The sequence below is a fragment of the Intrasporangium sp. genome (assembly GCF_030452765.1).
Lineage (GTDB): Bacteria > Actinomycetota > Actinomycetes > Actinomycetales > Dermatophilaceae > Intrasporangium_A.
The window spans coordinates 1-25,236 of sequence record NZ_JAKDLO010000052.1 but is presented as its reverse complement, the minus strand read 5'-3'; the positions used below and the strand labels follow the sequence as shown (position 1 = coordinate 25,236).

General features: G+C 69.8%; 20 protein-coding genes. 9 read left to right on the top strand and 11 right to left on the bottom strand.

Translation table 11 applies throughout. The features are described 5' to 3' along the window. Window positions 1–209 precede the first annotated feature (209 nt). The 5 genes from L0H79_RS08765 to pgm are packed head-to-tail and all read left to right on the top strand — an operon-like array spanning window position 210 to window position 9,383. Window positions 210–2,249 (top strand): maltotransferase domain-containing protein, encoded by a 2,040-nt coding sequence (locus L0H79_RS08765; protein ID WP_301484220.1) that lies wholly within the window; start codon window positions 210–212, stop codon window positions 2,247–2,249. Between the two features lie 3 nt (window positions 2,250–2,252). Continuing rightward, window positions 2,253–3,956 carry a maltose alpha-D-glucosyltransferase gene (gene treS / locus L0H79_RS08760; protein ID WP_301484218.1) on the top strand — a complete coding sequence of 568 codons (1,704 nt, stop codon included), beginning with the start codon at window positions 2,253–2,255 and terminating at the stop codon, window positions 3,954–3,956. Next, window positions 3,956–5,395 (top strand): aminoglycoside phosphotransferase, encoded by a 1,440-nt coding sequence (locus tag L0H79_RS08755; protein WP_301484217.1) that lies wholly within the window; start codon window positions 3,956–3,958, stop codon window positions 5,393–5,395. The genes treS and L0H79_RS08755 overlap by 1 nt, the downstream gene beginning before the upstream one ends. Continuing rightward, entirely contained in the window at window positions 5,392–7,743 is a 2,352-nt protein-coding gene (gene glgB / locus L0H79_RS08750) for a 1,4-alpha-glucan branching protein GlgB (protein WP_301484216.1), read from the top strand. Before L0H79_RS08755 ends, glgB begins: the two co-directional genes overlap by 4 nt. Beyond that, a complete protein-coding gene (pgm, locus tag L0H79_RS08745; RefSeq protein WP_301484215.1) occupies window positions 7,740–9,383 on the top strand; it encodes a phosphoglucomutase (alpha-D-glucose-1,6-bisphosphate-dependent) in 1,644 nt (547 codons plus the stop codon). Before glgB ends, pgm begins: the two co-directional genes overlap by 4 nt. Before the next feature lie 156 nt (window positions 9,384–9,539). On the opposite strand, the gene L0H79_RS08740 is transcribed toward pgm, so the two are convergent. From L0H79_RS08740 to L0H79_RS08715, 6 genes are all read right to left on the bottom strand, one after another. Further along, window positions 9,540–10,487 carry a tetratricopeptide repeat protein gene (locus L0H79_RS08740; protein WP_301484214.1) on the bottom strand — a complete coding sequence of 316 codons (948 nt, stop codon included), beginning with the start codon at window positions 10,485–10,487 and terminating at the stop codon, window positions 9,540–9,542. A 14-nt stretch (window positions 10,488–10,501) separates the two neighbouring features. Continuing rightward, window positions 10,502–11,932, bottom strand: a complete 1,431-nt coding sequence (locus L0H79_RS08735) for a hypothetical protein (protein WP_301484213.1) — start codon at window positions 11,930–11,932, stop codon at window positions 10,502–10,504. A gap of 94 nt (window positions 11,933–12,026) precedes the next feature. Further along, the gene (locus tag L0H79_RS08730) at window positions 12,027–12,341 is read right to left on the bottom strand and encodes a thiamine-binding protein (RefSeq protein ID WP_301484212.1); all 315 of its coding nucleotides are present in this window, start codon (window positions 12,339–12,341) and stop codon (window positions 12,027–12,029) included. A 169-nt stretch (window positions 12,342–12,510) separates the two neighbouring features. Continuing rightward, window positions 12,511–13,518, bottom strand: a complete 1,008-nt coding sequence (locus L0H79_RS08725; RefSeq protein ID WP_301484211.1) for a GNAT family N-acetyltransferase — start codon at window positions 13,516–13,518, stop codon at window positions 12,511–12,513. A 69-nt stretch (window positions 13,519–13,587) separates the two neighbouring features. Beyond that, entirely contained in the window at window positions 13,588–14,553 is a 966-nt protein-coding gene (gene meaB / locus L0H79_RS08720) for a methylmalonyl Co-A mutase-associated GTPase MeaB (RefSeq protein ID WP_301484219.1), read from the bottom strand. A 1-nt stretch (window position 14,554) separates the two neighbouring features. Next, window positions 14,555–15,769: an acetyl-CoA C-acetyltransferase gene (locus L0H79_RS08715; RefSeq protein ID WP_301484210.1), complete on the bottom strand. Its 1,215-nt coding sequence runs from the start codon at window positions 15,767–15,769 to the stop codon at window positions 14,555–14,557. Window positions 15,770–15,905: 136 nt separating this feature from the next. Between L0H79_RS08715 and mce the strand changes: the two genes are divergently transcribed. After that, the gene (gene mce, locus L0H79_RS08710; protein ID WP_301484208.1) at window positions 15,906–16,346 is read left to right on the top strand and encodes a methylmalonyl-CoA epimerase; all 441 of its coding nucleotides are present in this window, start codon (window positions 15,906–15,908) and stop codon (window positions 16,344–16,346) included. Window positions 16,347–16,394: 48 nt separating this feature from the next. Here the strand turns inward: mce and L0H79_RS08705 are convergent, their stop codons facing one another. After that, the gene (locus tag L0H79_RS08705; RefSeq protein ID WP_301484207.1) at window positions 16,395–17,579 is read right to left on the bottom strand and encodes a glycoside hydrolase family 15; all 1,185 of its coding nucleotides are present in this window, start codon (window positions 17,577–17,579) and stop codon (window positions 16,395–16,397) included. A 292-nt stretch (window positions 17,580–17,871) separates the two neighbouring features. Between L0H79_RS08705 and ccrA the strand changes: the two genes are divergently transcribed. Then, window positions 17,872–19,209, top strand: a complete 1,338-nt coding sequence (gene ccrA, locus L0H79_RS08700) for a crotonyl-CoA carboxylase/reductase (protein ID WP_301484206.1) — start codon at window positions 17,872–17,874, stop codon at window positions 19,207–19,209. A gap of 52 nt (window positions 19,210–19,261) precedes the next feature. Beyond that, window positions 19,262–20,638, top strand: a complete 1,377-nt coding sequence (locus L0H79_RS08695) for an AI-2E family transporter (RefSeq protein ID WP_301484204.1) — start codon at window positions 19,262–19,264, stop codon at window positions 20,636–20,638. 149 nt (window positions 20,639–20,787) lie between these two features. On the opposite strand, the gene L0H79_RS08690 is transcribed toward L0H79_RS08695, so the two are convergent. Next, on the bottom strand, window positions 20,788–21,096 hold the full coding sequence (locus L0H79_RS08690) for a hypothetical protein (RefSeq protein WP_301484203.1): 309 nt from the start codon (window positions 21,094–21,096) through the stop codon (window positions 20,788–20,790). 59 nt (window positions 21,097–21,155) lie between these two features. Next, window positions 21,156–22,931, bottom strand: a complete 1,776-nt coding sequence (locus L0H79_RS08685; RefSeq protein ID WP_301484202.1) for a 3-hydroxyacyl-CoA dehydrogenase family protein — start codon at window positions 22,929–22,931, stop codon at window positions 21,156–21,158. A 187-nt stretch (window positions 22,932–23,118) separates the two neighbouring features. Between L0H79_RS08685 and nucS the strand changes: the two genes are divergently transcribed. Next, window positions 23,119–23,814, top strand: coding sequence for an endonuclease NucS (nucS, locus tag L0H79_RS08680; RefSeq protein WP_301484201.1), 696 nt, complete (start codon window positions 23,119–23,121; stop codon window positions 23,812–23,814). Between the two features lie 58 nt (window positions 23,815–23,872). Here the strand turns inward: nucS and L0H79_RS08675 are convergent, their stop codons facing one another. Together L0H79_RS08675 and L0H79_RS08670 are read right to left on the bottom strand one after the other, a co-directional pair. Then, window positions 23,873–24,127, bottom strand: a complete 255-nt coding sequence (locus L0H79_RS08675; protein WP_301484200.1) for a hypothetical protein — start codon at window positions 24,125–24,127, stop codon at window positions 23,873–23,875. Between the two features lie 32 nt (window positions 24,128–24,159). Beyond that, window positions 24,160–25,236 (bottom strand): C45 family peptidase (locus L0H79_RS08670; protein WP_301484199.1); only part of this gene is annotated, 1,077 nt, incomplete at its 5' end.

The following is a 25,236-nucleotide window of genomic DNA, read 5'->3' as shown; positions in this document are numbered from 1 at the left end:
CCGCCCCCCGCAAGACTGGTAGGTCCAAGACGGCGCCGACGGCCAAGACAGCGGCGTCGAAGAGCACGGCGTCGAAGAGCGCGGCGGCACCCGAGGGCACAGCAGCCAGGACCGCCCCGAAGGCAGCTCCGCCACGCGGCCCTTCGGCCGACGAGGCCTTCCTCGACGAGACCGAGGCCGGCGCGACCCACCTGGCGCCCGAGCACGAGGTGTCGGTCGTCCCACCGCTCGGGGGCATCCCCGAGGGTGTCCGGCGCCTCGGCCGGATCCCGGTGCTCGACGTCGAGCCGACGGTTCGGCACGGCGAACTACCCGCCAAGTCGGTCGTGCACGAGCAGTTCGTCATTCGCGCCAAGGTCTTCCGCGAGGGGCACGACGCGGTCAACGCGACCGCGGTGCTGACCGATCCCGACGGGGGCGATCACTACTTCCCCATGCGCATCGACAACCCGGGCCTGTCGGCCTGGAGCGCGACGGTCGTCGCCGACCGCCCCGGCTGGTGGAGCTACCGCGTCGAGGCGTGGTCCGACCCCTACGCGACGTGGGCCCACGACGCCGGGATCAAGATCGGTGCCGACATCGACGTGGAGCTCATGTGCGCCGAAGGGGTTCGCGTCCTCGATCGGTTCCGCCGGGCGGTCGCCGGCCAGGACGCCGACACCGGGGCGCTCGACCGGGCCATCGACGCCCTCGAGGACACGGGCCGATCCGTCGTCGAGCGCTACTCCCTCGCCGTCTCGGACGAGATCCGGGGACTGCACCGGGTGATCCCGCTGCGCGAGCTCGTCTCGCCGTCGGCGACCTACCCCCTCCTCGTCGAACGCGAGCGTGCCCTGTACGGCGCCTGGTACGAGATCTTCCCCCGCTCCGAGGGTGCGTACTTCGACGCGCAGCAGGGTCACTGGGTCTCCGGCACGCTGCGCACCGCCGCAGACCGCCTGCCCGCGATCGCCCGGATGGGGTTCGACGTGGTCTACCTGACCCCGGTCCACCCCATCGGCACAACCGCTCGCAAGGGTCGCAACAACACCCTCGTGGCCGGCCCCGACGATCCCGGCTCCCCTTACGCCATCGGCTCGCCCGACGGCGGTCACGACTCGATCCACCGTGACCTCGGCACCTTCGACGACTTCGACTTCTTCGTCGAGCAGGCCCGCGGCAACGGGCTCGAGGTCGCCATGGACCTCGCACTGCAGGCCTCCCCCGACCACCCCTGGGTCACCACGCACCCCGAGCTGTTCACCACGCGCGCCGACGGGACGATCGCCTACGCCGAGAACCCGCCGAAGAAGTACCAGGACATCTACCCGCTCAACTTCGACAACGACCCGGCGAGCGCCTACGCCGAGGTGCGCCGCGTGATCCAGGTCTGGCTCGACCACGGTGTGCGGATCTTCCGCGTCGACAACCCGCACACCAAGCCCGTCGCCTTCTGGCAGTGGCTGATCGCCGACGTGGCGAAGGGCTACCCCGAGACGATCTGGCTTGCCGAGGCGTTCACCAAGCCGGCGATGATGCGGGCCTTGGCCGAGGTCGGCTTCCAGCAGAGCTACACCTACTACGCGTGGCGCAACACCCGGTGGGAGCTCGAGGAGTACGGCCGCGAGCTCGCGGGCGACTCAGCGGCATACATGCGTCCCTCCTTCTGGCCGACGACGCACGACATCCTCACTCCGTACATGCAGTACGGCGGCCCGACGGGCTGGAAGGTGCGAGCCGCGGTCGCGGCGATGATGTCGCCGACCTATGGCATCTACAGCGGCTACGAGCTGCACGAGCACGTAGCGCGGCCCGGCGCCGAGGAGCAGATCGACAACGAGAAGTACGAGTACAAGGACCGGCAGTGGTACCTGTACGAGCCCGGTGGCCCGCTCGAGGGGCAGTCCCTGTCGTGGTACCTGCGCCGCCTCAACGACATCCGGCGCTGGCACCCGGCCCTGCGCTGGATGCGCAACCTGACCTTCCACACAGCCGACGACGAGAACGTCATGGTGTTCTCGAAGTCGCGGGTGATCGACTACACGACCGGCGAGCGTGACACCGTGCTCGTCGTGGCCAACCTCGACCCGCACGCCACCCGTGAGACGACGGTGCACCTCGACCTCGAGGCAATGGGTATGGCCACCTGGTCGACCTTCGAGGCCCATGACCACATGACCAACCAGACCTGGCAGTGGCGGGCCGACAACTTCGTGCGCCTCGGCCCCGACAACGAGCCCGTGCACATCATCCACGTGAGGAGCCACTGACGCATGCAGGGACTCAACCTGGCCCAGCCGGGGCTACGCCATGACCCGCAGTGGTTCAAGAAGGCGGTCTTCTACGAAGTGCTGGTGCGCGCCTTCGGCGACTCGAAGGGGGTCGGCGCCGGCGACTTCACTGGGCTGATCCAGCGCCTCGACTATCTCCAGTGGCTCGGCGTCGACTGCCTCTGGCTGCCCCCCTTCTACGCGTCTCCGCTGCGAGACGGTGGGTACGACATCGCCGACTACAAGGCAGTGCTGCCCGAGTTCGGCACGCTGCCGGAGTTCACCGAGCTCGTCTCGCAGGCGCACGCGCGCGGCATCCGCATCGTCACCGACTTCGTGATGAACCACACCAGTGACCAGCACCCGTGGTTCCAGGCGAGCCGGGCCGAGCCCGACGGCCCCTACGGCGACTTCTACGTGTGGTCCGACACCGACGACGGCTACTCCGACGCGCGCATCATCTTCGTCGACACGGAGGTCTCCAACTGGACCTTCGACCCGGTGCGGCGACAGTTCTTCTGGCACCGGTTCTTCTCCCACCAGCCCGACCTCAACTTCGAGAACCCGACTGTCGAGCAGGAGATGTTCGACGTCGTCCGCTTCTGGATGGACCTCGGCATCGACGGCTTCCGGCTCGACGCGATCCCCTACCTCTTCGAGGAGGAGGGCACCAACTGCGAGAACCTGCCCAAGACCCACGCGTTCATCACCCGGTTGCGCGCCATGGTCGACGAGGAGTACCCGGGCCGGGTCCTGCTCGCCGAGGCGAACCAGCCGCCTGCCGAGGTCGTCGACTACTTCGGCAGCCAGGACGCACCCGAGTGCCAGATGTGCTTCCACTTCCCGGTGATGCCGCGCCTCTTCTACGCGCTGCGCGAGGAGCGGGCCCACCCCATCGTCGACGTCCTGGCCGAGACGCCAGACCTGCCGCCGGGCGGCCAGTGGGGGACCTTCCTGCGCAACCACGACGAGCTGACCCTCGAGATGGTCTCCCCCGAGGAACGGGCCGCCATGTACGGCTGGTACGCCCCCGACCCGCGGATGCGCGCCAACGTCGGCATCCGGCGCCGGCTCGCCCCGCTGCTCGACAACTCCCGGCCCGAGATCGAGCTGATCCACGCGCTGATCCTGTCGCTGCCCGGCTCACCCTGCCTCTACTACGGCGACGAGATCGGCATGGGCGACAATATCTGGCTGACCGACCGCGACGCCGTGCGCACGCCGATGCAGTGGACCCCCGACCGCAACGCCGGCTTCTCCAGCGTCGACCCGGGCAAGCTCTACCTGCCGGTCATCGCGAGCCTCGTCTACCACTACAACAACGTCAACGTCGAGGCCCAGATGGCCTCGTCGTCGTCCCTGCTGCACTGGGTGCGCGGCATGCTCCAGGTCCGCGGACGTCATCGCGTCTTCGGCCTCGGCGACTTCACCATCGTGCCCAACGACAACGAGGCGATGCTCTCCTTCGTGCGATCCGTCGAGCCGGACGGCACCGAGCCCGGCGAGGCGGTCCTGTGCGTCAACAACCTCGCGAGCCGCCCGCAGGCGGCCACCCTGCAGCTGCCCGAGCACCTCGGTGAACGCCGGCTCGTCGACCTGTTCGGCGGCAGCAACTTCCCGTGGGTCGCAGCAGACGGCCGCGTGACGTTCACCCTCGGCTCGCGTGACTTCTTCTGGCTCCTCATCGCACCGACGGAGCGTGGCTGATGGCAGTCATCCACCACGACGCCCGCCTCGTGCCCTCGAAGATCGAGCTCGTCACGGGCTGGGTCGAGTCCCAGCGCTGGTATGGGGGCAAGGGCAGCACACCGGCGCTGCGTCGGGTCGGCGGCTTCCGGCTCGAGGACCCCGACGGTGAGGTCGGCATGGAGACGCTGCTGCTGCTCGACGAGGCGGCTCGCCCCCCGGTCGTCTACCAGGTGCCGCTCACGTACCGCGGAGCCCCGCTGGAGGGGGCCGAGCGCGCCCTTCTCGGCACGATGGCCCACAGCGTGCTCGGCACCCGCTGGGTGTATGACGCGCCGCATGACCCCGTCTACGCGCGCGCCCTCGTCGAGACCGTCCTGGGCTCGCGCGAGACCGACGATGCCGAAGCCTCGGTCGGTGCGAACGAGATCGCGAGGGGCCACTCGACGGGCCGACTCGACGGCGTCGTGGCCGACTCGTTCGTGCTCACCGGCGAACAGTCGAACACCTCTGTCATCTGCCGGATGAGAGCTCGAGACGGCGGGGCTGCACCGCCGGTGATCGTCAAGCTGTTCCGGACCGTGCAGTCGGGCGAGAATCCCGACGTGGCCGTCCAGACGGCGCTCACGGAGGCCGGGTCGACCCGCGTGCCCACGTCGGCGGGACATCTTTGGGCAGCCTGGGACGCCTCGCACGGGCATCGGCTCGAGCACGGCCACCTCGCCTTCGCGCAGGAGTTCATCCCCGGTGTCGAGGACGCGTGGCGGGTCGCGCTCGTCGCCGCGGCGGCCGGCACAGACTTCACCGCCCGCGCGCGCGATCTCGGTGCGGCCACGGCCGAGATCCACCGCGACCTCGCGTCCTGGCTCGGGAGCGGGCCGGCAGGTGTCGAGGCACGAGAGCGCCTCGTCGCCGAGCTCGAGGGCCGGTATGCCGCCGCCGCCCTGACCGTCCCCGAGCTCGCCTCGCGACGAGCCGAGTCGCGTGCCGCGCTGCGCGGCATCCTCGAGCTCGAGTGGCCGCCCCTGCAGCGGATCCACGGCGACTACCACCTCGGCCAGGTCCTCGACGTGCCCGGTCGGGGCTGGGTCGTGATCGACTTCGAGGGCGAGCCGCTGCGTCCCCTGGCCGACCGCAACCAGCCCGACCTCCCCGAGCGCGACATCGCCGGAATGCTCCGGTCGTTCGACTACGCGGCCGGCTCGGTCCGGCTCACCGACGGAGTCGATGCGACCGGCTGGGCGACGGCATGCCGAGACGGCTTCCTGGCCGGGTACGCCAGTATCGCCGGACCACTCGATGGCGCCCGCCTCGCCCTGGTCCGGGCCCTCGAGCTGGACAAGGCCCTCTACGAGGTCGTCTACGAGGCCCGCAACCGGCCGACGTGGCTGCCGATCCCGCTGATGGCCGTCCGGCGCCTGCTCGACGACCGCCTGCTCGAGGACAAGGAGAGATCATGACGAGGACCGACGGACCCACCAGCGAGCAGAGTGCGGGCGAGCCTCGCGTCGCGGGACTGGACGCCGACGACCCGGCCATCACGATGCTCCTCGAGGGTCGCAACGCCCAACCGCACGACCTGCTCGGCCAGCACTTGGGCCCGGGCGGCCTGACGATCACGACCTTCCGGCCCATGGCCAAGACCGTCGGTGCCCGGCTCGAGACCGGAGAGACCGTCGAGCTGCAGCACATCCGCGGCGGGCTCTGGTCGATGACCTCCCCCGACGTGCAGCGCACCCATGACTACCGCCTCCTCGTCGACTATGGCGACGGCGTCGTGCACGAGCAGGACGACCCCTACCGCTTCGCACCCACGCTCGGGGAGATCGACCTGCATCTCATCGGCGAGGGACGGCACGAGCAGCTGTGGACCGTCCTCGGCTCGCACATCCGCACCTACTCGGGGCCGCTCGGGCCGGTCACCGGAGCCTCCTTCGCAGTCTGGGCACCGCACGCCAGGGCCGTGCACGTCATCGGCGACTTCAACGGGTGGAACCGCGTCTCTCACCCGATGCGCTCGCTCGGCCGGACAGGCGTCTGGGAGCTGTTCCTGCCGGGCGCCGGTGAGGGCTCGAACTACCAGTACGCCATCCGGGGCAGCGACGACGTCGTGCGGGCCAAGTCCGACCCGATGGCCCGGCGCACCGAGGTACCGCCGAAGGTCGCGTCGGTCGTGACCGAGTCGCACTACAGCTGGTCCGACGCGGCGTGGCTGGAGCGCCGCGCCCACGAGAACCTGAGCTCCGAGCCGATGAGTATCTACGAGGTCCATCTCGGCTCGTGGCGGCAGGGCCAGTCCTACGTCGACCTGGCCGAGCACCTGGTCAACTACGTCGCGGACCTCGGCTTCACCCACGTCGAGCTGCTACCCGTCATGGAGCACCCCTACGGACCGAGCTGGGGCTACCAGGTCACCGGATACTTCGCTCCGACAGCGCGGTTCGGCACCCCCGACGAGCTCCGCTATCTCATCGACCGGCTCCACCAGGCCGGCATCGGTGTGCTGCTCGACTGGGTGCCCGGCCACTTCCCCAAGGACGCCTTCGCCTTGGCCCGGTTCGACGGGCAGGCCCTCTACGAGCACCCCGACCCGCGACGCGGCGACCAGCCCGACTGGGGCACCCACGTCTTCGACTTCGGCCGCCGGGAGGTGCGCAACTTCCTCGTCGCCAACGCGGTCTACTGGATCGAGGAGTTCCACATCGACGGCCTACGCGTCGACGCGGTCGCCTCGATGCTCTACCTCGACTTCTCCCGCCCGGCCGGGCAGTGGCTGCCGAACAAGTACGGCGGCCGGGAGTATCTCGAGGCGATCGACTTCCTCCAGGAGGCCAACGCGACCGTCTACAAGCGCGCCCCGGGCGTCGTCATGATCGCCGAGGAGTCGACCGCCTTCCCGGGTGTCACCGCGCCGACCGACCAGGGCGGCCTCGGCTTCGGGTTCAAGTGGAACATGGGCTGGATGAACGACTCCCTGCGCTACCTCGGCCAGGACCCGGTCTTCCGGAAGCACCACCACAACACCCTCACCTTCGCGCTCGTCTACGCCTTCAGCGAGAACTTCATCCTGCCGATCAGCCACGACGAGGTGGTCCACGGCAAGGGCTCCCTGCTGCGCAAGTCACGCGGGAGCCGCGACGAGCAGGCCGCGACGCTGCGCGCCTTCCTCGCCTACATGTGGGCCCACCCCGGCAAACAGCTCGTCTTCATGGGCACCGAGCTCGGGCAGGAGTCGGAGTGGGCAGATGGCCGCAGCCTCGACTGGTGGCTGCTCGACCTGCCCCTGCACGTCCGGATCCACGCCCTGGTCAAGGACCTCAACAGCCTGTACCGGTCGCACCGGGCGCTGTGGGAGCTCGACACCGAGTCCGCCGGCTTCCAGTGGCTCAACGCCGACGACGCGGCGGGCAACACGTTCTCGTGGCTGCGCTGGGGACGCGGCGAGCGGACCGGCGCGCCGGTCGTCGCGTGTGTCGTCAACCTCAGCGGCCAGACCCACCGGGCCTACCGGATCGGGCTGCCGCGTGGTGGCCGCTGGCGGGTCGTGATGGACACGGCCGGCTACCACCCCGACGCCCCGAGCAGCGCGGGACGCGTCATCGAGGCAGCGGACACGCCGTGGCACGGCCAGCCGTATGCCGCCGACCTCACCCTCGCTCGCCTGTCCGCCGTGTGGCTGGTCCCGGAGGAGCCCGACGCGTCGGCCCAGCAGCCCGGCCGGTCGCGCAGATCAGCCAAGGGGCAGCAGTCCGGCAAGCCCAGGGCCGGGACAAGGCAGGGCACCCACGAGAAGGAGCACGAGTCATGACCGACCCACGCGCAGGACAACCGGCCCGGCCCGAGGACCTCGTCGACATCGACGAGCTCATCGGCGCCTACTACGACCGGCACCCCGACCCCGACAACCCCGACGAGCAGGTCGTCTTCGGCACGTCCGGGCACCGCGGCTCGAGTCTGCGCACCGCGTTCAACGAGGACCACATCCTCGCGACGACCCAGGCGATCGTCGACTACCGGACCAGCCAGGGGTATGACGGGCCGCTCTTCGTCGGCCGCGACACCCATGGCCTGTCCGAGCCGGCGTGGAAGTCGGCCCTCGAGGTGCTCGCCGCGGGTGGGGTCAGGGTCCTCGTGGACGACCGTGACGGCTTCACCCCGACCCCGGCGGTGTCCCATGCTATCCTGCGGGCCAACCGCGGCAAGCCTTCTGGCGCAAGCGGGCTCGCGGACGGCATCGTCGTGACGCCCTCGCACAACCCGCCCTCGGACGGCGGGTTCAAGTACAACCCACCGAACGGCGGACCCGCGGACACCGATGCGACATCGGTCATCGCCAAGCGGGCGAACGACCTGATCCGCGGTGGCCTGAAGGACGTCAAGCGAGTCGCGTACGAACAGGCGCGAGCGGGCTGTGCGGCATACGACTTCCTGGGCAGCTACGTCGACGACCTGCCGAACGTCCTCGACGTCGCCAAGATCAGGGACGCCGGCGTGCGGATCGGCGCCGACCCGCTCGGCGGCGCGTCGGTCGCGTACTGGGGCGAGATCGCCGAGCGGCACGGGCTCGACCTCACCGTCGTCAACCCACGCGTCGACCCCCAGTGGTCCTTCATGACGCTCGACTGGGACGGCAAGATCCGGATGGACTGCTCGTCGCCCTCCGCAATGGCCTCGCTCATCGGCGCCAAGGACGCCTACGACATCGCGACGGGCAACGACGCCGACTCCGACCGGCACGGCATCGTCACCCCGGACGCCGGGCTGATGAACCCGAACCACTACCTCGCCGTCGCGATCCAGTACCTGTATGGCGCGCGTCCCGGCTGGGGTGCGGACACCGCGATCGGCAAGACGCTCGTCTCCTCGTCGATGATCGACCGGGTGGCAGGCGAGCTGGGACGACGGCTTCTCGAGGTGCCGGTCGGGTTCAAGTGGTTCGTGCCCGGCCTGCTCGACGGGTCGGTGGGGTTCGGCGGTGAGGAGTCCGCGGGGGCGAGCTTCCTGCGCCGCGACGGCTCGGTGTGGACGACGGACAAGGACGGGATCATCCTGGCGTTGCTCGCCTCGGAGATCCTCGCCGCGACCGGCCGCACGCCGAGCCAGCTCTATGCCGAGCTCACGAGCCGGCACGGGGCGCCGGCCTATGCCCGGATCGACGCCCCGGCGACCCGGGAGCAGAAGGCGAAGCTCGCCGCGCTCTCGCCGGACGACGTGAGCGCGGGCTCCCTTGCCGGGGAGGCCATCACGGCCAAGCTGACCGAGGCACCGGGCAACGGGGCGAAGATCGGCGGCCTCAAGGTCGTCACGGCCAGCGCCTGGTTCGCGGCGCGGCCCTCGGGCACCGAGGACGTCTACAAGATCTACGCCGAGTCGTTCAAGGGGCCCGAGCATCTCGCCCAGGTGCAGGCCGAGGCCAAGACCGTCGTCGATGCGGCCCTCTCCACCTGACCTGTCCTGATCGAGAGTGCATCTGTCCTGATCGAGAGTGCATCTGTCCTGATCGAGAGTGCATCTGTCCTGATCGAGAGTGCACCTGTCCTGATCGAGAGTGCATGCGCTCGGGCTGGACGCGAGCGCGCCCGAGCCCAGCGGCATACCGCTCGGTCAGAAGAGCGCACTCATCAGCGACTTGCGCGCCTTGGCGACCCGGTCGTCGTGGACGCCGACGACGTCGAAGAGCTCGACCAGGTGCTCGCGAGCCTTGTCGCGGTCCGCGTCCCCCGTCCGGCGTACGGTATCGATGAGCCGAAGGAACGCGTCCTCGATGTGCCCTCCCAGCAGGTCGAGGTCCGCAGCCAGGATCTGTGCGTCGACATCGGTCGGGTCGGCCGCAGCCGCTGCGCGAGCCTGCGCCGGGTCGACGCCCTGGGTGCGACGCAACAACTCGACCTGTGCCATGCCAACCTTGGCGTCGGCGTCGGCCGGGTTCTGTGCCAGGGCGTCGCGGTAGGCATCGAGTGCGCGGTCGAGGTCACCGGCCTCGATCGCGTCGAACGCCTCCTGGTGTAGCGGCGAGAGCGGCGGCTCGGTCGGGGGTTGCGCTTCAGCGACCGAGGGCGCCCCGTCGAAGCTGACCGTGCCCGTGACGCCTTGCTGCGCCGCGAGGGCGAGGACCTGGTCGACCACGGCGCCGATCTGGTCCTCGGGCTGCACTCCCTCGAACAGCGGGACCGGCTGGCCCTGCACGAGGGCGAACGTGACTGGCACCGCCCGGACCTGGAACGCCTGCAGGATTGCCGGATTAGTGTCGACATCGGCCGTCGCGAGCTGGAATCGCCCGCCATACCGCTGTGCCACGGTGCGCAGGGTCGCGACGAAGTCGGCCGTCTCGGCCAGACGGGTCGACCAGAGGACCAGGACGATGGGATGGCTTGCGCTCGCACCGATGACGTCACGGATCGACGCATCGGTCACCTCGATGACGAGCTGGTCAGCCGAGCCGGGCGCGGCACCGGCAGCGCCGGTCGCACCTGGCGCAGGGGCAGGCCGGCTCAGGCCGGACAGGTCGACAGCGCCGCGGAGCGCGGCGGCGGTGAAGGGCTGCTGGGTCATGCATCCATCCTTACTCAGTGGGCCTCTGCGGCGATCAGCTGGTCCCGGGCAGCCACCACACGCGCCTGTCCGGACGCCGGGACGACGAAGGCGATGAACTCGCTCGAGGTCAGCTGCGCCTCGGTCGTGATCGTCTTGATGCCGGACAGGGCCGTGACCTCCTTGCTCGGCGTCAGCTTCGTCGGCTTGTGCAGAGCAATCGTGTCCAACCGCTTGAGGTGGGCGAAGACGACCGCACCCGAGCCGCCCTTGAGCCGCAGGCCGCCGAGAATGTCCGTGGGGTCGTGGGTCTGGGCGAACACGCCTTGGGCTCCAAGCGCCTTCGACTGGGCCGCGGCGTCCTTACGCAGACCGTTCGACCACGGGTCCTCGGCGATGAGCTCGCTGGACCTCGGGTCGGGGAAGGCGACCGAGCCGGCCCACGCGGCGGAGACGTCTGCCGGCTTCGCGACGAGCCCGGCGCCGGTGTCCACGAGCGCAGAGCCCTCCGAAACCGGGTCGAGTGCGTCGAGCGTGGCATCTTCGACCAAGGGCGCCATCGCGGCGATCTTGGCGTTCTGCCCGTTCTGGTCCCCCACGAGCAGGACGAGGACCGGGGCGTTCGACTTCTTCAGTGACGTGCGGGCCAGAATCTCGGAACGGGAGTCGGACTCTCGCGAGATGCCGAGAACGGTCACATCGGTGTCAAGCTGCGCATCGGCCCGCTGGTTTGCGGAGCCCGCCGCGAGGACCTTTGCGCGGGCGTCCGCCGCCTCGAGCGCGGGACCTTGGAAGACCTTTGCGCGCGCAGCGTCACCCGCCGCGCTCGCGTCGCCCTGGGACGTGCTCGCTACGGTCACGAGCGAGGTTGCCACCGACGCGGCCTGAGTCGGTGCTACGGCGGGGGTCGGTGTCGTGGCCGTCTCGTCGTCACCGTTGCCGGTGCAGGCGGCGAGCGAGAGCGCACCCGCCAGCGCCACGATCAGCGCGCGCTGATGCGTCACAGGTCGGAACATCGGACGGGCCTCTCGGTCAGGGTCTGGGCGGCCCCCCCTCGGGGCGGCCGCCCACCACGATACGCAGCGCCCCCCGGCCGGGACCAAATCGCGCGGATGCTCATCGCTTCTCCTACCGTCGACGGGCCACCCCACGCAGGTCGTCACCGTGATCTGGTCGGCTGCCACCCAGAGGGTTGCAGCACGGCCTCCGAGCGCCCGGCCCAGCAGCTCGTCGGCGAGGCCGGTGCTATGGGTGCGGGCGAGCAGGTTGATCGCGTAGAGCTCCCACTCGGTGGGCGCGTCGTCATCTCGGCTCGGTCCGGCCGAGACGAAGCCGACGATCTCTGCGGCGGCATCCCTTGCTACCAGAGTCGTGCCCAGATCGCTCGAACCCTGATCGCCCAACCTCTGCCGCCAACGCTCCGCGAACTCCGTGACACTCAGCCCAGCGACGTACTCGTCCGACATGATTCCTGCGTAAGTCTCGCGCCACACGGCCACGTGCACCCGGCCTAGCTCCTCACAGTCTGCGAGCGCGAGGGGCTCGATGCGCCAACCGGACTCAGGCATCGGCCTGACGTTGGATGGCTGCCTCGAGCCGCTCGAGCTTGCCGTCCAGCTCACCAGTGCGGCCCGGTCGGATGTCGGCCTTGAGGACCAGCGAGACGCGCGGCGAGGACTCGGCCAGAACGTCGCAGCACCGCTTGACGACATCCATGCACTCGTCCCACTCACCCTCCACCGTGGTGAACATCGCGTCGGTGTGGTTGGGCAAGCCCGACTCGCGGACCACGGCGATGGCTCGGGCCACTTCCTCCCCGACCGAGCCGATGTCGTCAGCAGGAACGGAAGGGGCGACGGAGAAGGCGATGAGCATGCCTCCACCCTATGGCCGGGCAACTACCGGTCGGGCGCCTCCAGACCCGACAAATGCACTCTCGATCGGAAGTACTGCACTCTCGATGAAGACACGTGCACTCTCGATCGGAAGTACTGCACTCTCGATGAAGACACGTGCACTCTCGATGGAAGGGGGCTGGGTCGGATCAGAGGTCCTTCTTCATGTTGAGCAGCTCCTCGACGATCTGGAAGCCCAGGTCGACGTTGATCTGCACCATCCACGGGTTCTGCTCGGCGTTGCAGGTGTCGATCCGCTTGCGTTGCGGGTCGATCCGCTGCAGCTCGCGGACGTTCGCCACCTTGACCGCCATCCCGAGGCGGTGCCCGCGATGCTCCGGCAGGACGAGCGTGCCCCACTGGTGCGCGACCTCGGGGTCACCCGCGGGCAGAACGAGGTCGGTGTAGGCGGCCACGACGCCGGTGCCCCTTTCGACTGCCAGGGTGGTCAGCCGGTTCGCACCCGTGCCCCGCTCGTGTTCGAGGAGCTCGGCATAGTCCGCCGGGGTCATCGACTCCGCCTCGAAGTCGACCTCACCCGTCGGGGCGTCGAGGGCCAGTCGGTTGGAGCAGTCACAGAGCGACTGCCGGAGCTCCTCCGGGACGCCATTCAGGTACACCTGTACCTCGTAGGCTCCCCCGACAGCGGACCGCGCCGAGTCCTCCAAGGCCTCGAGCCGCTCCGGCGGCACCGGCAGCTCGAGGTGCCGCACGACCTCGACGTTGGCCAGCGTGAAACCGTGGCTCTCCACGAAGCGTCGGTCGCGATCGGTCGCTCTCTCCTCAGGCCTCGCGAACGCGTCGAGCAGGAGCACCGGGCGTCCCGCTGCCACGGCCGCCTCCTCGAGCCAGCCGAGCAGGGCCGAGCCGACACCGCGGCCTCGGTCGACCGGGTCCACCTGCAGCTCGGCCCAGCAGAGCGTCGTGTTGTCACGCTCCGGGAACCAGACGCGGGCCAGCCCGAGCACCCGCCCCGACTCGCGGGCGGCCGCGATGAGGTCGTGCTCGCCCGGGAACGTGAACCGGAGGTCCTTCGCGAACTCCTCGAGGGCGTAGCGATGCGGCGCAACACGGGAGGCCGCCGCGCTGCGCTGGCAGACGCCCCAACACTGCTCGACGAGCGCGTCGTCAGTGCGGTCGATGACGCTGATGTCCATGCCACGACAGTGACATCCGCGGGCACCGCGCTTCAACGGGTTTTCCGGTCCCGAGCTGGGCCCGAGGCCTCAGCGGTCCGCGCGGGCGAGCAGCAGGTCGACAGCGGCATACGGGTCGATCTCACCGGCGACGAGCCGAGCCGCGAGGACATCGAGCCCACTGCCACCCTCGACGGACTCGAGCCGCGTGCGCATCCGCTCCACGGCCAGCTGCTCGATCTCGCGGACGGCGCGCCCCTCGCGGCGCCGCTGCAGCTCGCCCGTCTCGTCGAGGTGTGCGCGGTGTTTGTCGAGCGCCTCCATGAGGCTGTCGGCACCGACTCGGGTCACCGCAACGGTCCTGACCACCGGGGGACGCCAGTTGCCGGGGGCGGCCCGGTCGGCGAGCGAGATCATGTGCCGCAGGTCGTGCACCGCCCTATCGGCGCCTTCGTGGTCGGCTTTGTTGACGACGAAGACGTCCCCGATCTCGAGGATGCCTGCCTTCGCGGCCTGTATGCCGTCGCCCATGCCCGGTGCCAGCAGGACGATGGACGTGTCCGCGAGCCCGGCGACCTCGACCTCGCTCTGGCCCACTCCGACGGTCTCGACGAGAACGACGTCGAAGCCGGCTGCATCGAGCACCCGGATCGCCTGTGGTGTCGCGGATGAGAGCCCCCCGAGGTGGCCCCGTGCGGCGAGCGAGCGGATGTAGACGTCGGGGTCGTTCGAGTGGTCCTGCATGCGGATCCGGTCGCCGAGCAGAGCCCCTCCGGAGAACGGCGAGGACGGGTCGACGGCAAGGACCCCGACCCTTCGTCCGCGCTGGCGAAAAGCACTGATCAGCATGGCGGTCGACGTCGACTTGCCGACGCCGGGGGCACCTGTCAGCCCGATGACCCAGGCACGACCGGTGTGCGGGACGAGCGCGGCCATGACCTCGCGCAGAGCCGGGTGCCCGTCCTCGACGAGGGAGACGAGCCGCGCGACGGCACGCACGGAACCTGCCCTGGCCGCATCGACCAGGGCAGGTACGTCGACCGTGCGAGGTGCCAGGTCAGCTCTTGTCGGTGGCCGGCACGCGCAGGATCAGAGCGTCGCCCTGTCCCCCGCCACCGCACAGCGCGGCCGCGCCGACCCCGCCGCCACGCCGCTTCAGCTCGAGCGCGAGGTGCAGGGCCATGCGGGCACCGGACATGCCGATCGGGTGACCGAGCGCGATGGCACCGCCGTTGACGTTGACCTTGTCGAGGTCGAGGCCGAGCTCCTTGGCCGAGGCAAGCCCGACGGCGGCGAACGCCTCGTTGATCTCGACCAGGTCGAGGTCGCTCGGGGTGATGCCCTCCTTGTCGCAGGCGACCGTGATGGCATGGGCGGGCTGCTGCTGCAGGCTCGAGTCGGGGCCCGCGACCATGCCCTGGGCGCCGATCTCGGCGAGCCACGTCAGGCCCAGCTCCTCGGCCTTCGCCTTGCTCATGACCACGACCGCGCAGGCGCCGTCGGAGATCTGCGAGCTGGAGCCGGCCGTGATGGTGCCGTCCTTGGCGAAGGCCGGCCTCAGACTCGCCAAGGACGCCGCCGTCGTCTCGGCCCGGATGCCCTCGTCGGACTTGAACTCGATCGGGTCACCCTTGCGCTGCGGGATGGAGACCGCGACGACCTCGTCCTCGAAGAGCCCGTCCTTCCATGCCTTGGCTGCGAGCTGGTGGCTCCGGGCCGAGAACTCGTCCTGCTCCTGCCGGGTGAAGGCCGAGGCGCCCGTGTTGCACGACTCGGTGAGTGCACCCATCGCCTGGTCGGTCAGCGCGTCCCAGAGGCCGTCGTAAGCCATGTGGTCACGCATCGTCACGTCGCCGTACTTGAAGCCGGAGCGGCTCTTCTCGAGCAGGTGCGGTGCGTTCGTCATCGACTCCTGGCCGCCCGCCACGACGATCCCGACCTCACCGGCACGGATGAGCTGGTCGGCCAGCCCGATGGCGTTCAGCCCGGAGAGGCAGACCTTGTTGACGGTCAGCGCCGGAACGGTCATCGGGATGCCGGCGGCCACGGCAGCCTGGCGAGCCGGGATCTGACCGGCGCCGGCCTGCAGCACCTGGCCCATGATGACGTAGTCGACCTGGTCGGGGGCGACCCCGGCCTTGTCCAGGGCGCCCTTGATGGCAATGCCGCCGAGGTCCGAACCCGAGAGGTCCTTGAGGGAGCCGAGCAGACGCCCCATCGGGGTGCGAGCTCCGGCGACGATGACGGACACGGGATGGTCAGTGGTGCTCATGATGAAGCTCTCCAACGCGCTCGGGGAATGTGTTTCCCACTCTAGCCACGGGTGGTGAAACGGCCGCTGGGACCATGATCAACGGCACATCACGGCGCCCTCGCCCGGCCGTGTGCTCCCGCTCTAGGGTCGAGGCATGACTGAGCTGTCGGGCCCGCTGTTCACGCACATCGACCACGTCGGCATCGCCGTGCCCGATCTCGAGGAGGCGATCGCCTTCTACGAGGCCAAGTACGGCATGACCAAGCTGCACGAGGAACGCAACGAGGAGCAGGGCGTGCGCGAGGCGATGATGGGAGTCGGCGAGTCCGGCTCGTGCATCCAGCTGCTTGCGCCGCTCACTCCTGACTCGACGATCGCGAAGTTCCTGGACCGAAGCGGCCCCGGGATCCAGCAGATGGCCTACCGCGTGACCGACATCGACGCCGCCTCGGCGACCCTGCGCGAGCGAGGCCTGCGGCTGCTCTACGACGAGCCGCGGCGCGGCACGAGCAACAGCCGGGTCAACTTCATCCACCCCAAGGACGCCGGTGGCGTCCTCGTCGAGCTGGTCGAGCCGGCCACGGTCGCGCACTGAGGCCGAGATCCCACGGGCGGCTGCGCCAGGAGCCTGCCTGGCGCAGTTTCACGACCTCCGGTCCAGCTCGTGGGCGGTCAGCACGATCAGGGCCGCGGTCCAGGCGAGCGGCGCCGGTCCGGCCGCGCGCCCGTCCGCTCGCACCTTCTCCGGCACGCTGCCCCAGGCGGTCCGGTGGGCGGCGAGCCAGGCGAGCCACCGACGAGCCTCGTCGCGACGACCGATCGCCGCGGCCGTGTAGGCGACCAGGGCGGTCTCCGCGGTCCATGAGACGCCGTCGGCCCTCCACCCGGTCCCCGGGGCCAGTCCGCCCGCCGGGCGGCGAGCCTCGACCGCGTATCTCGACCATGCCGAGAGCACGTCCGGTGGCAGGTCTACGGCGAACGGGGGCAGCAGCATCGGGGTAGCCGCGTCCCCCCCCCCGCTCCGGCCGTACCTGTCGTACGCGGGGCCTAACTCGCGCACCACGAGCGCGCTAAGTCGGCCCGCGGCACCGGACCACCGCGCCGCGGCCGACCGGTTCCCTTCGGCCGTACACGTCCTCGCCGCGGCCTCGAGCCCAGTAGCCATGGGTGAGATCGTTCCCAAGGTCACCGCGCGCTCGGGCACTTCCCAGTAGTCGGGCGACGCGACCGGCAGCGTCGTTGCACCAGACGTCTGGTGGTCGACGAAGGACGCAGCCCGATCACGCATGAGCCGAAGATCGGCGGGGATCGCCGAAGCACCTGACACCGACCGTGCCATGTCGAGGGCCCACAGCACCCAGCCGGCCCCATCGGACTGGCGCTGCCGGTCGTCGGGCGGCCCCGACCCGTCCGGCAGGTAGCGAGCCTCGAAGCCGCCATCGGGAAGCTGGACCCGGCTCAGGAACCGCAGCGTGGCCCAGGCCTGCTCCAGGTGCCCGGTCGCCGCCAGGGCCACGACGACGAAGGACGCGTCCCGCGGCCAGACATACCGCCAGATCCCGGCCGGGCCCGCGAGGACCGCACCGTCCGGACCGAGCAGACCGTGCAGATCCATCAGGGCCTCGGCGACCAAGCCGTCCGGCGCCCCGCTCCCGGGCACCGTGCCGCCGGTGAGCCAGTCGCGGGCGGCCTGCACGGGGCTCTGCCGCCAACTGGCACCGTTGGCGAGGGTTGGCAGTGGGGCTGCCGTCCGAGCCCTGTCCACCACCACACCTCCCCCAGCGCCGACGGCCAGGGCGCCGATGAGCACGGACCGTCGGCTCAGCACGCTCCACCTCCTTCGCACGAGTCTCGCATGCGGACCGCGGTCGCGCTGCCCGCTCGAGTGCCCCGTCCTGCCCGCTCGACGGGTCTGGGACGAGCCGCGAACTACGGCGGGAGGTCAGGTTTCCGGGGACACGGGGTGAGCGGCATACGTATGGTGTGTGCTGTCCTCCGACCGCGTGACCCACGTCACCTGTGGTGGGAGTCTCAAAGGTGACCGGGCAGTAGCATGCCGTCGTTACGGTCTGAGCCAGCACCGCCCGCCAGTGACCACAATCCTCGGAAAGGGATTCCACATGCAGGCCATCCGCGACGCCATCCTCTCAGGTGACCGGTCCGAGGAGACGTACGCCAACCTCAAGATTCCGGAGACGTACCGGGGCGCCACCGTCCACAAGGACGAGGTCGGCATGTTCGAGGGCATCGCCAGCTGGGACAAGGACCCGCGCAAGTCCCTGCACATCGACGACGTGCCGGTCCCCGAGATCGCCCCCGGTGAGGCTCTCGTCGCGGTCATGGCCAGCGCGATCAACTACAACACGGTGTGGACCTCGATCTTCGAGCCGCTGCCCACGTTCGGGTTCCTCGAGCGTTACGGACGCACGTCCGTCTACGCCAAGCGGCACGACCTGCCGTACCACGTCATCGGCTCAGATCTCTCCGGCGTCATCCTGCGCGTGGGACCGGGCGTCACCAAGTGGCACCCAGGCCAGGAGGTCGTCGCGCACTGCCTCTCCGTCGAGCTCGAGGACGCCGACGGGCACAACGACACGATGCTCGACCCGCAGCAGCGGATCTGGGGCTTCGAGACGAACTTCGGAGGCCTGGCCGAGATGGCGATCGTCAAGGCCAACCAGCTCATGCCGAAGCCCGGCCACCTCACCTGGGAGGAGGCCGCGTGTCCCGGCCTGGTCAACTCGACCGCCTACCGCCAGCTCATCTCCAAGAACGGCGCCGCGATGAAGCTCGGCGACCGGGTCCTCATCTGGGGTGCCTCGGGTGGCCTCGGGTCCTACGCGACCCAGATGGCCCTGGCCGGCGGGGCGACGCCGATCTGCGTCGTGTCCTCGCCCGAGAAGGCCGAGATCTGCCGAGCCATGGGTGCCGAGCACATCATCGACCGCAACGGCGAGGGCTTCCACTTCTGGAAGGACGAGCGCACCCAGGACCCCAAGGAGTGGCAGCGGCTCGGCAAGCGCATCCGTGAGCTGACCGGTGGGTATGACGTCGACATCGTCTTCGAGCACCCCGGCCGCGAGACGTTCGGGGCGAGCGTCTACGTCGCCCGCAAGGGTGGCACGATCGTCACGTGCGCGTCGACGTCGGGCTACATGCACGAGTACGACAACCGCTACCTCTGGATGAACCTCAAGCGGATCGTCAGCTCGCACTTCGCCAACTACCGCGAGGCGTGGGAGGCCAACGAGCTGGTCAACCGTGGGCTGATCCACCCCACCCTGTCGAAGACGCATGTGCTGGAGGACGTCGGCCAGGCCGCGCTCGACGTGCACCGCAACCTGCACCAGGGCAAGGTCGGCGTCCTGACCCTCGCGCCGGAGGAGGGCCTGGGCGTCACGAACCCCGAGAAGCGGGCACAGTTCGAGACGCAGATCAACCGGTTCCACAACCAGTGAGTCCAGCTCGCCCCCGGGCTTCGCGCCACTAGGCTCGGACCCGGAGGTGACCATGTGGCGACGCTGGACTGACTACCGCCGCACCCAGCGGCTGAAGCTGGCCCAGATCCGGGGCGCGCGCTATGACCGGGACGCGCAGGCCCCGTCCGGCAGCTCGAGCGACCCAGCCACGCCATACCTCGGCGACGTGGAGGAGCAGGTCGCCGACGACGAGCAGCTCGCCCACGACCTCATTGCCAGCACCCCGGGCGGGCACCCCACGAACGGTGGATCGTCCGGGACGACCGGAGGAGCTCCGCCGTCGGGCTCGTCCGGCGCGCCTTCGGATCGCTCTTCGGATCGCTCTTCGGATCGCTCTCCGGGCCGAGGCTTCGGGCCGATCGGCACGCCCTTCAACCGGCAGTCACCCTTCTACATCGGCTTCGTCGGCGCGCTCGGGGTCCTCGTCGCCTATGCGTTCGTCCAGGCGATCGGCCGGCTCGGCACGACTCTCACCCTGCTCGTCGTCGCGCTCTTCCTCACCCTGGCCCTCAACCCCATCGTCGAGGCACTGACCCGCGCGCACCTGCGCCGGGGGCTCGCCGTCGCGCTCGTCTTCCTCGGCGTGCTCGTGGCCTTCGCCCTGCTCGGCTGGGTCGTCATCCCGCCCGTCGCCCAGCAGAGCACCGAGCTGGCGACCAACGCGCCCAAGATGCTCGACGGGCTGCTGCAGAACCAGTGGGTCCAGGACCTCGACCGTCGCTACCAGGTCATCGCGCGGATCCAGGACGAGATCAACAACCGCGTCGCCGACGGCAACCTCTGGGCCGGCATCTTCGGCGGGGTCCTCGAGACCGGCAAGGTCCTGCTCGGCGGAGTCTTCTCCGTGCTGACCGTCCTCGTGCTGACCCTCTACTTCCTCGCGTCGCTGCCAAGCCTCAAGCATGCCGGCTACGCCCTGGTCCCGGCGAGCCGCCGGCCGCGCATCATCTCCCTCGCGGAGGAGATCATGCGCCGGGTCGGCTCGTACGCCATCGGCCAGGTCGCCGTCGCGACCATCAACGCCTTCTGTGCGTGGATCATGATGTCGCTGGTCGGGGTCCAGTTCGCCGCCGTGCTCGCCGTGGCCGTCGGCTTCCTCGGCCTCATCCCGATGGTCGGAGCCACCCTCGGGGCCGGCGTCGTGGCGATCGTCGCGTTCTTCGACGAGCCGCAGAAGGCCCTCATCGTGATCATCTACTTCGTCGTCTACCAGCAGATCGAGAACTACGCGGTCATGCCCCGGGTCATGCAGCAGACCGTCGCGGTGCCCGGAGCGGTCACCGTCGTCGCGGCCCTGGCCGGAGGCACGCTGGCCGGGATCCTCGGCGCGCTGCTCGCGATCCCCACCGCCGCCGGGCTGCTCCTGATCTACGAGGAGGTCCTCGTCCCCCGCCAGCGGCAACATTGACGGCGCGCGATACCGTTCCTTTGCCGTATGCCGTCGAGCCGCCCCAGCAGCACCCGTGACGCAGCGCCCGGTTCGGTGGGACACCTTCGACCTGCCCGTCGGGCCCCACCCGACCGGTCTGTTGGTGCCCGCTCGAGCGGGGGATCGACTCAGCGATAGGAGGCGTCGGAGGGGCGGGCGTCCCGGCGTTGCCAGCACCCGGTGTGCCAGTGCCTCCGGTCGCCGAGCCCACCTATCCCGTCCGCCGGCCAGACGACGACATGCGGCGTGCCCGGCGGGATGTCCTGCTGGCATCCCGGGCACAGGTAGGGCCGCCCTGAGGCAGCGCCGCTGACGGCCCGCACCGTCCAGGACCGGCCCCGGTAGGTCTCCTCACGCGTCGCCCCGCCCTGCAGTCGGGTCACATCGAGCGGGACATGCGCGCGCGCGTGCTTGCTGGGGCGGCGGCGCGACGGCATACCGCCAGTCTCCCAGCCCCGTGCGGGGGCCGCTGACGAGCCCACCGCCGTGAGCGGCATCAGGCGTAGGTGTTGAACCCGCGCCCCGTCTTGCGGCCGAGGTACCCGGCCGTCACGAGGTGCTCGAGCAGCGGCGCCGGCGCCCACCCGGGCTCGCGGAACTCGAGGTAGAGCTCGCGCTCGATGGCGAGCGACACGTCGAGCCCGACGACGTCAAGCAGCTCGAACGGCCCCATTGGCAGGCCGCACCCGGTCTTCATGGCCGTGTCGATGTCCTCGGCCGAGGCGTAGTTGGCCTGGAGCATCTTCACGGCGTCGTTGAGGTAGGGGAAGAGCAGCGCGTTGACGATGAACCCGGCCCGGTCGCCGCAGGTCACCGCGTGCTTGCCGACCTTCGTGCAGAGGTCCTGGACGGTCGCGACGACGTCGTCCGCGGTCGAGACGGTACGGACCACCTCGACCAGGCGCATGATCTGGGCGGGGTTGAAGAAGTGCATCCCGACCACGTCCTGTGGCCGCTTCGTCCCGGCCGCGCACTCGATGACCGGCAGCGAGCTCGTCGTCGTCGCGAGGATGGCACCTGGTTTGCAGATCTCGTCGAGGTTCTCGAAGAGCACCTGCTTGACGTTGAGGTCCTCGACCACCGCTTCCACGACCATGTCGACGTCGGCGAGTTCGTCGAGCCGGGTCGTGCCGGTGAGCCGGGCAAGGGCCGCATCCCGGTCGGCCTCGGTGGCCTTGCCCCGCTGGACCGCCTTCTCGAGGCTCTTGGTGATGGCGGCCCGGACCCGCTCGACCTTCGCGTCGGCCCGCGCGACGTACGTGACGTCATACCCGGCCTTGGCGAAGACCTCGGCGATCCCCGTCGCCATCGTGCCGGAGCCGACCACGCCGACCTTCGCCACGGGGCGCAGGGCGGCGTCGGCAGCCCCGGCCTTCGGGGTGAGCGCGTCGTCGACGACCTGCGACTGCCCGGGGCCGGCATATGTGTAGAAGCCCCGGCCGGTCTTGCGGCCCTTGAGCCCGGCGCTGACCATCTGCTTGAGGATCGGGCTCGGGGCGTGGAGCCGGTCGCGGCCCTGCCGGTACATCGTGTCGAGGACCTCGTAGGCCGTGTCGAGCCCGATGAGGTCCATGAGCGCGAGCGGCCCCATCGGGTAGCCGCAGCCGAGACGCATCGCGTCGTCGATGTCCTCGCGGGTGGCATACCTGCCCTCGAACATCGACACGGCGTGGTTGAGGTAGCCGAACAGGAGCGCGTTGGCGATGAAGCCGGCCTTGTCGCCGACGACGACGGGCTTCTTGCCGAGCCGCTCGGCGAGCGCCTGAACCTTCTCGAAGACCTCGTCGCTCGTGACGACCGTCTTGATGACCTCGACGAACTGGAGCACCTGGGCCGGGTTGAAGAAGTGCATCCCGACCACACGCTTCGGGTTCATCGTCGCGACGGCGATCTCGGTGACCGACAGGGAGGAGGTGTTCGTCGCGAGGATCGCGTCGTCGGCGACGATGCCGTCCAGCTTTGCGAAGACTTCCTTCTTCAGGTCGAGCTGCTCCGGCACCGCCTCGACGACGAGCGGGCAGTCGGCCAGGTCGGCCATGTCGGTCGTGTAGTGGACTCGGGCGTGCAGCGCCTCGGACTCGGCCTCGGTCAGCTTGCCTCGGACGAGTGCCCGGTCGGTGGAGGTCCGCAGGTGCTGGCGTCCGCGCTCGAGCGCGGGCTCGTCGGTCTCGACACCCACGACGTCGATGCCGTTGCGGGCGAAGACCTCGACGATGCCGGCACCCATGGTGCCGAGCCCGATGACGCCAACCGTGGTGAAGTCCCGTGCCATGCAGGGAGTCTGACAGAGCCGGTATGCCGCTCACAGGCCTGACCGACGTGACCCTCCCCACGCTGTGGTGACCGCCCGGCCGTGACTCTGGTGGACGCTCTGCACCGTCGATCGGGACTGCTGCACTGTCGATCGGGGCTACTGCACTGTCGATCGGGGCTACTGCACTGTCGATTAGGGTGGCCGGGTGCGTCTCGTCATCGCCCGGTGCAGCGTGGACTACATCGGCCGGCTCACGGCCCACCTGCCCCTGGCCACCCGGCTGCTCCTCGTCAAGGCGGACGGTTCGGTGCTCGTGCACAGCGATGGCGGGTCCTACAAGCCGCTCAACTGGATGGCGCCACCCTGCGCGATGGCCGAGATCGACCCGGACGAGACTCAGGCCGAGCAGGGCGTGGTCGCTGTCTGGCGGGTCGTGCACGCCAAGACCGGGGACAGCCTCACCGTGGCCATCCACGAGGTTCTGCACGACAGCGCCCATGAGCTCGGACTCGACCCAGGCCTGGTCAAGGACGGCGTCGAGTCGCACCTGCAGGAGCTGTTGGCCGAGCACATCCACACCCTCGGCCACGGTTGGTCCCTGGTACGTCGTGAGTACATGACGGCAGTCGGCCCCGTCGACATCCTCGCCCGTGACCACACGGGCGCGAGCGTCGCGATCGAGATCAAGCGCCGGGGGGAGATCGACGGCGTCGAGCAGCTGACGCGCTACCTCGAGCTGATGAACCGCGATCCGCTCCTAGCCCCTGTCACCGGGATCTTCGCCGCCCAAGCCATCAAGCCGCAGGCCCGGACCTTGGCCGAGGACCGGGGCATCCGGTGCGTCGTGCTCGACTACGACACCCTCAAGGGCATCGACGACGTCGAGTCGCGCCTCTTCTAGGCGCCGTCCTCGCACCATCCACCAGGCAGATCCGGCCCCGCCCAGACGCCGTGATGAGTCAGGTACGCCACCTGGCCCACGCGGCCTGCTTGGTGGTGCCGACCAGGTTTCCCACGGTCGTCCAGGAGCTCGCCTCGGCCTGCAACCGGGCACTTCGGCCGACTGCCTCACCGACGTATGCACTCAGCCCGACCAGTTCCTCGAAGGCGGCCAGGTCGGTGCTTCGGGCAAGCGCGTCGAGGCACTCCCTTGCTGTCGCGGCCACCGCGGCGGGATCGGCGGCGTCGGTCGGGCTCATCGCGTTGCTGTCCACCCGGCCAGTATCCCGTCCCGGGGACGTGCACCCTACCGCCCGACGAGGGTCACATCCCGACGGTCCTCCTCGTCGTCGAACGTGCGCACCCAGGACTGTCCCGGCCAACGGTAGGTCACCGTTCCGGCGCTCGGTCGGTAGACCGCGGTGTAAAGCGTGCCGAACCCGATCGTGTACTGGTCGGCGCGCACCGGCTCGTGCAGGAACGCCTCGATCAGGCCGTCGCGGGCGCCCTCCCGCAGCAGCCGGGTCAGGTGCTGTTGGCGGGTCAGGCTACGTAGGCGACGGGCGTGCTCGGGGTGCTCCACCACGTCCAGCCGGTGGTTCGTGGCCACGGCCAGAGCGCTGACCGCGATCGGCTCGCCCGGTGCGACGAACACGGTGGCGTGCGCGCCGGTGGCGTCGGCCAGCGTCACGTTGTATGCCTGTGCCACCGGGAGCCGACGCAACACCTCGATCGCGGCACCGACATCCGCACAGGTCTCGAGGACGTATCGGATGACCAGAGGAATGCCGAAGCCGTCGCCGACGTCAGTCCGGCCGCCGAAGGCCAGCGACGCGACGAGGCCGTCCTCGTTCATGCCGTCGAGCAGCCCCCAGAGCAGGTCGCTGGTGCCGAGGACCTTCCGGTGCCCGGACCAGTTCGTGGAGGCGATGACCCCCTCGAACAGGGCGAGGTCGTAGTCGTAGTTGCGCACCAGCAGCGGATCCGGGCCGGCCACAGCTGCCTGGGAGCAGCCGGTGACGAACGAGGGCATCCGCCACATGGACAGCAGCCTGGCGCTGACAGTGTCGCTGCCGCTCAGCCTCACCAGCCGCTCCCAGACCGGGACGAGCTGGGGCATGTGCCTGGTCAGCTGCTCGCGGCACTCGGCCAGGCTCGGGCGGTTGCAGAAGCCCTGGGAGAAGTACCACGCGGAGTACGCGGGCCACGTCGCATCACGCAGCGCCTTCCATCGAGGACCTGGGCGATCCTCCCGGTATGCCGTCAGGCGCAGCGGGAACGTCGCGCCGGACGCTGCGGGGGCGGCAGTGCTCCGGTCGGTGGCACGTTGGGGTGCGGCGGCCGACCAGGCCATTCCGTAGGCGATCCAGCCACGCCAGTCTTG

Excerpts from the sequence above, each read along its gene's own strand:
- treS (WP_301484218.1), top strand. The coding sequence starts at position 2,253 with ATGCAGGGACTCAACCTGGCCCAGCCGGGGCTACGCCATGACCCGCAG.
- L0H79_RS08755 (WP_301484217.1), top strand. The coding sequence starts at position 3,956 with ATGGCAGTCATCCACCACGACGCCCGCCTCGTGCCCTCGAAGATCGAG.
- glgB (WP_301484216.1), top strand. The coding sequence starts at position 5,392 with ATGACGAGGACCGACGGACCCACCAGCGAGCAGAGTGCGGGCGAGCCT.
- pgm (WP_301484215.1), top strand. The coding sequence starts at position 7,740 with ATGACCGACCCACGCGCAGGACAACCGGCCCGGCCCGAGGACCTCGTC.
- L0H79_RS08740 (WP_301484214.1), bottom strand. The coding sequence starts at position 10,487 with ATGACCCAGCAGCCCTTCACCGCCGCCGCGCTCCGCGGCGCTGTCGAC.
- L0H79_RS08735 (WP_301484213.1), bottom strand. The coding sequence starts at position 11,932 with ATGTCGGACGAGTACGTCGCTGGGCTGAGTGTCACGGAGTTCGCGGAG.
- L0H79_RS08730 (WP_301484212.1), bottom strand. The coding sequence starts at position 12,341 with ATGCTCATCGCCTTCTCCGTCGCCCCTTCCGTTCCTGCTGACGACATC.
- L0H79_RS08725 (WP_301484211.1), bottom strand. The coding sequence starts at position 13,518 with ATGGACATCAGCGTCATCGACCGCACTGACGACGCGCTCGTCGAGCAG.
- L0H79_RS08715 (WP_301484210.1), bottom strand. The coding sequence starts at position 15,769 with ATGAGCACCACTGACCATCCCGTGTCCGTCATCGTCGCCGGAGCTCGC.
- mce (WP_301484208.1), top strand. The coding sequence starts at position 15,906 with ATGACTGAGCTGTCGGGCCCGCTGTTCACGCACATCGACCACGTCGGC.
- ccrA (WP_301484206.1), top strand. The coding sequence starts at position 17,872 with ATGCAGGCCATCCGCGACGCCATCCTCTCAGGTGACCGGTCCGAGGAG.
- L0H79_RS08695 (WP_301484204.1), top strand. The coding sequence starts at position 19,262 with ATGTGGCGACGCTGGACTGACTACCGCCGCACCCAGCGGCTGAAGCTG.
- L0H79_RS08690 (WP_301484203.1), bottom strand. The coding sequence starts at position 21,096 with ATGCCGTCGCGCCGCCGCCCCAGCAAGCACGCGCGCGCGCATGTCCCG.
- L0H79_RS08685 (WP_301484202.1), bottom strand. The coding sequence starts at position 22,931 with ATGGCACGGGACTTCACCACGGTTGGCGTCATCGGGCTCGGCACCATG.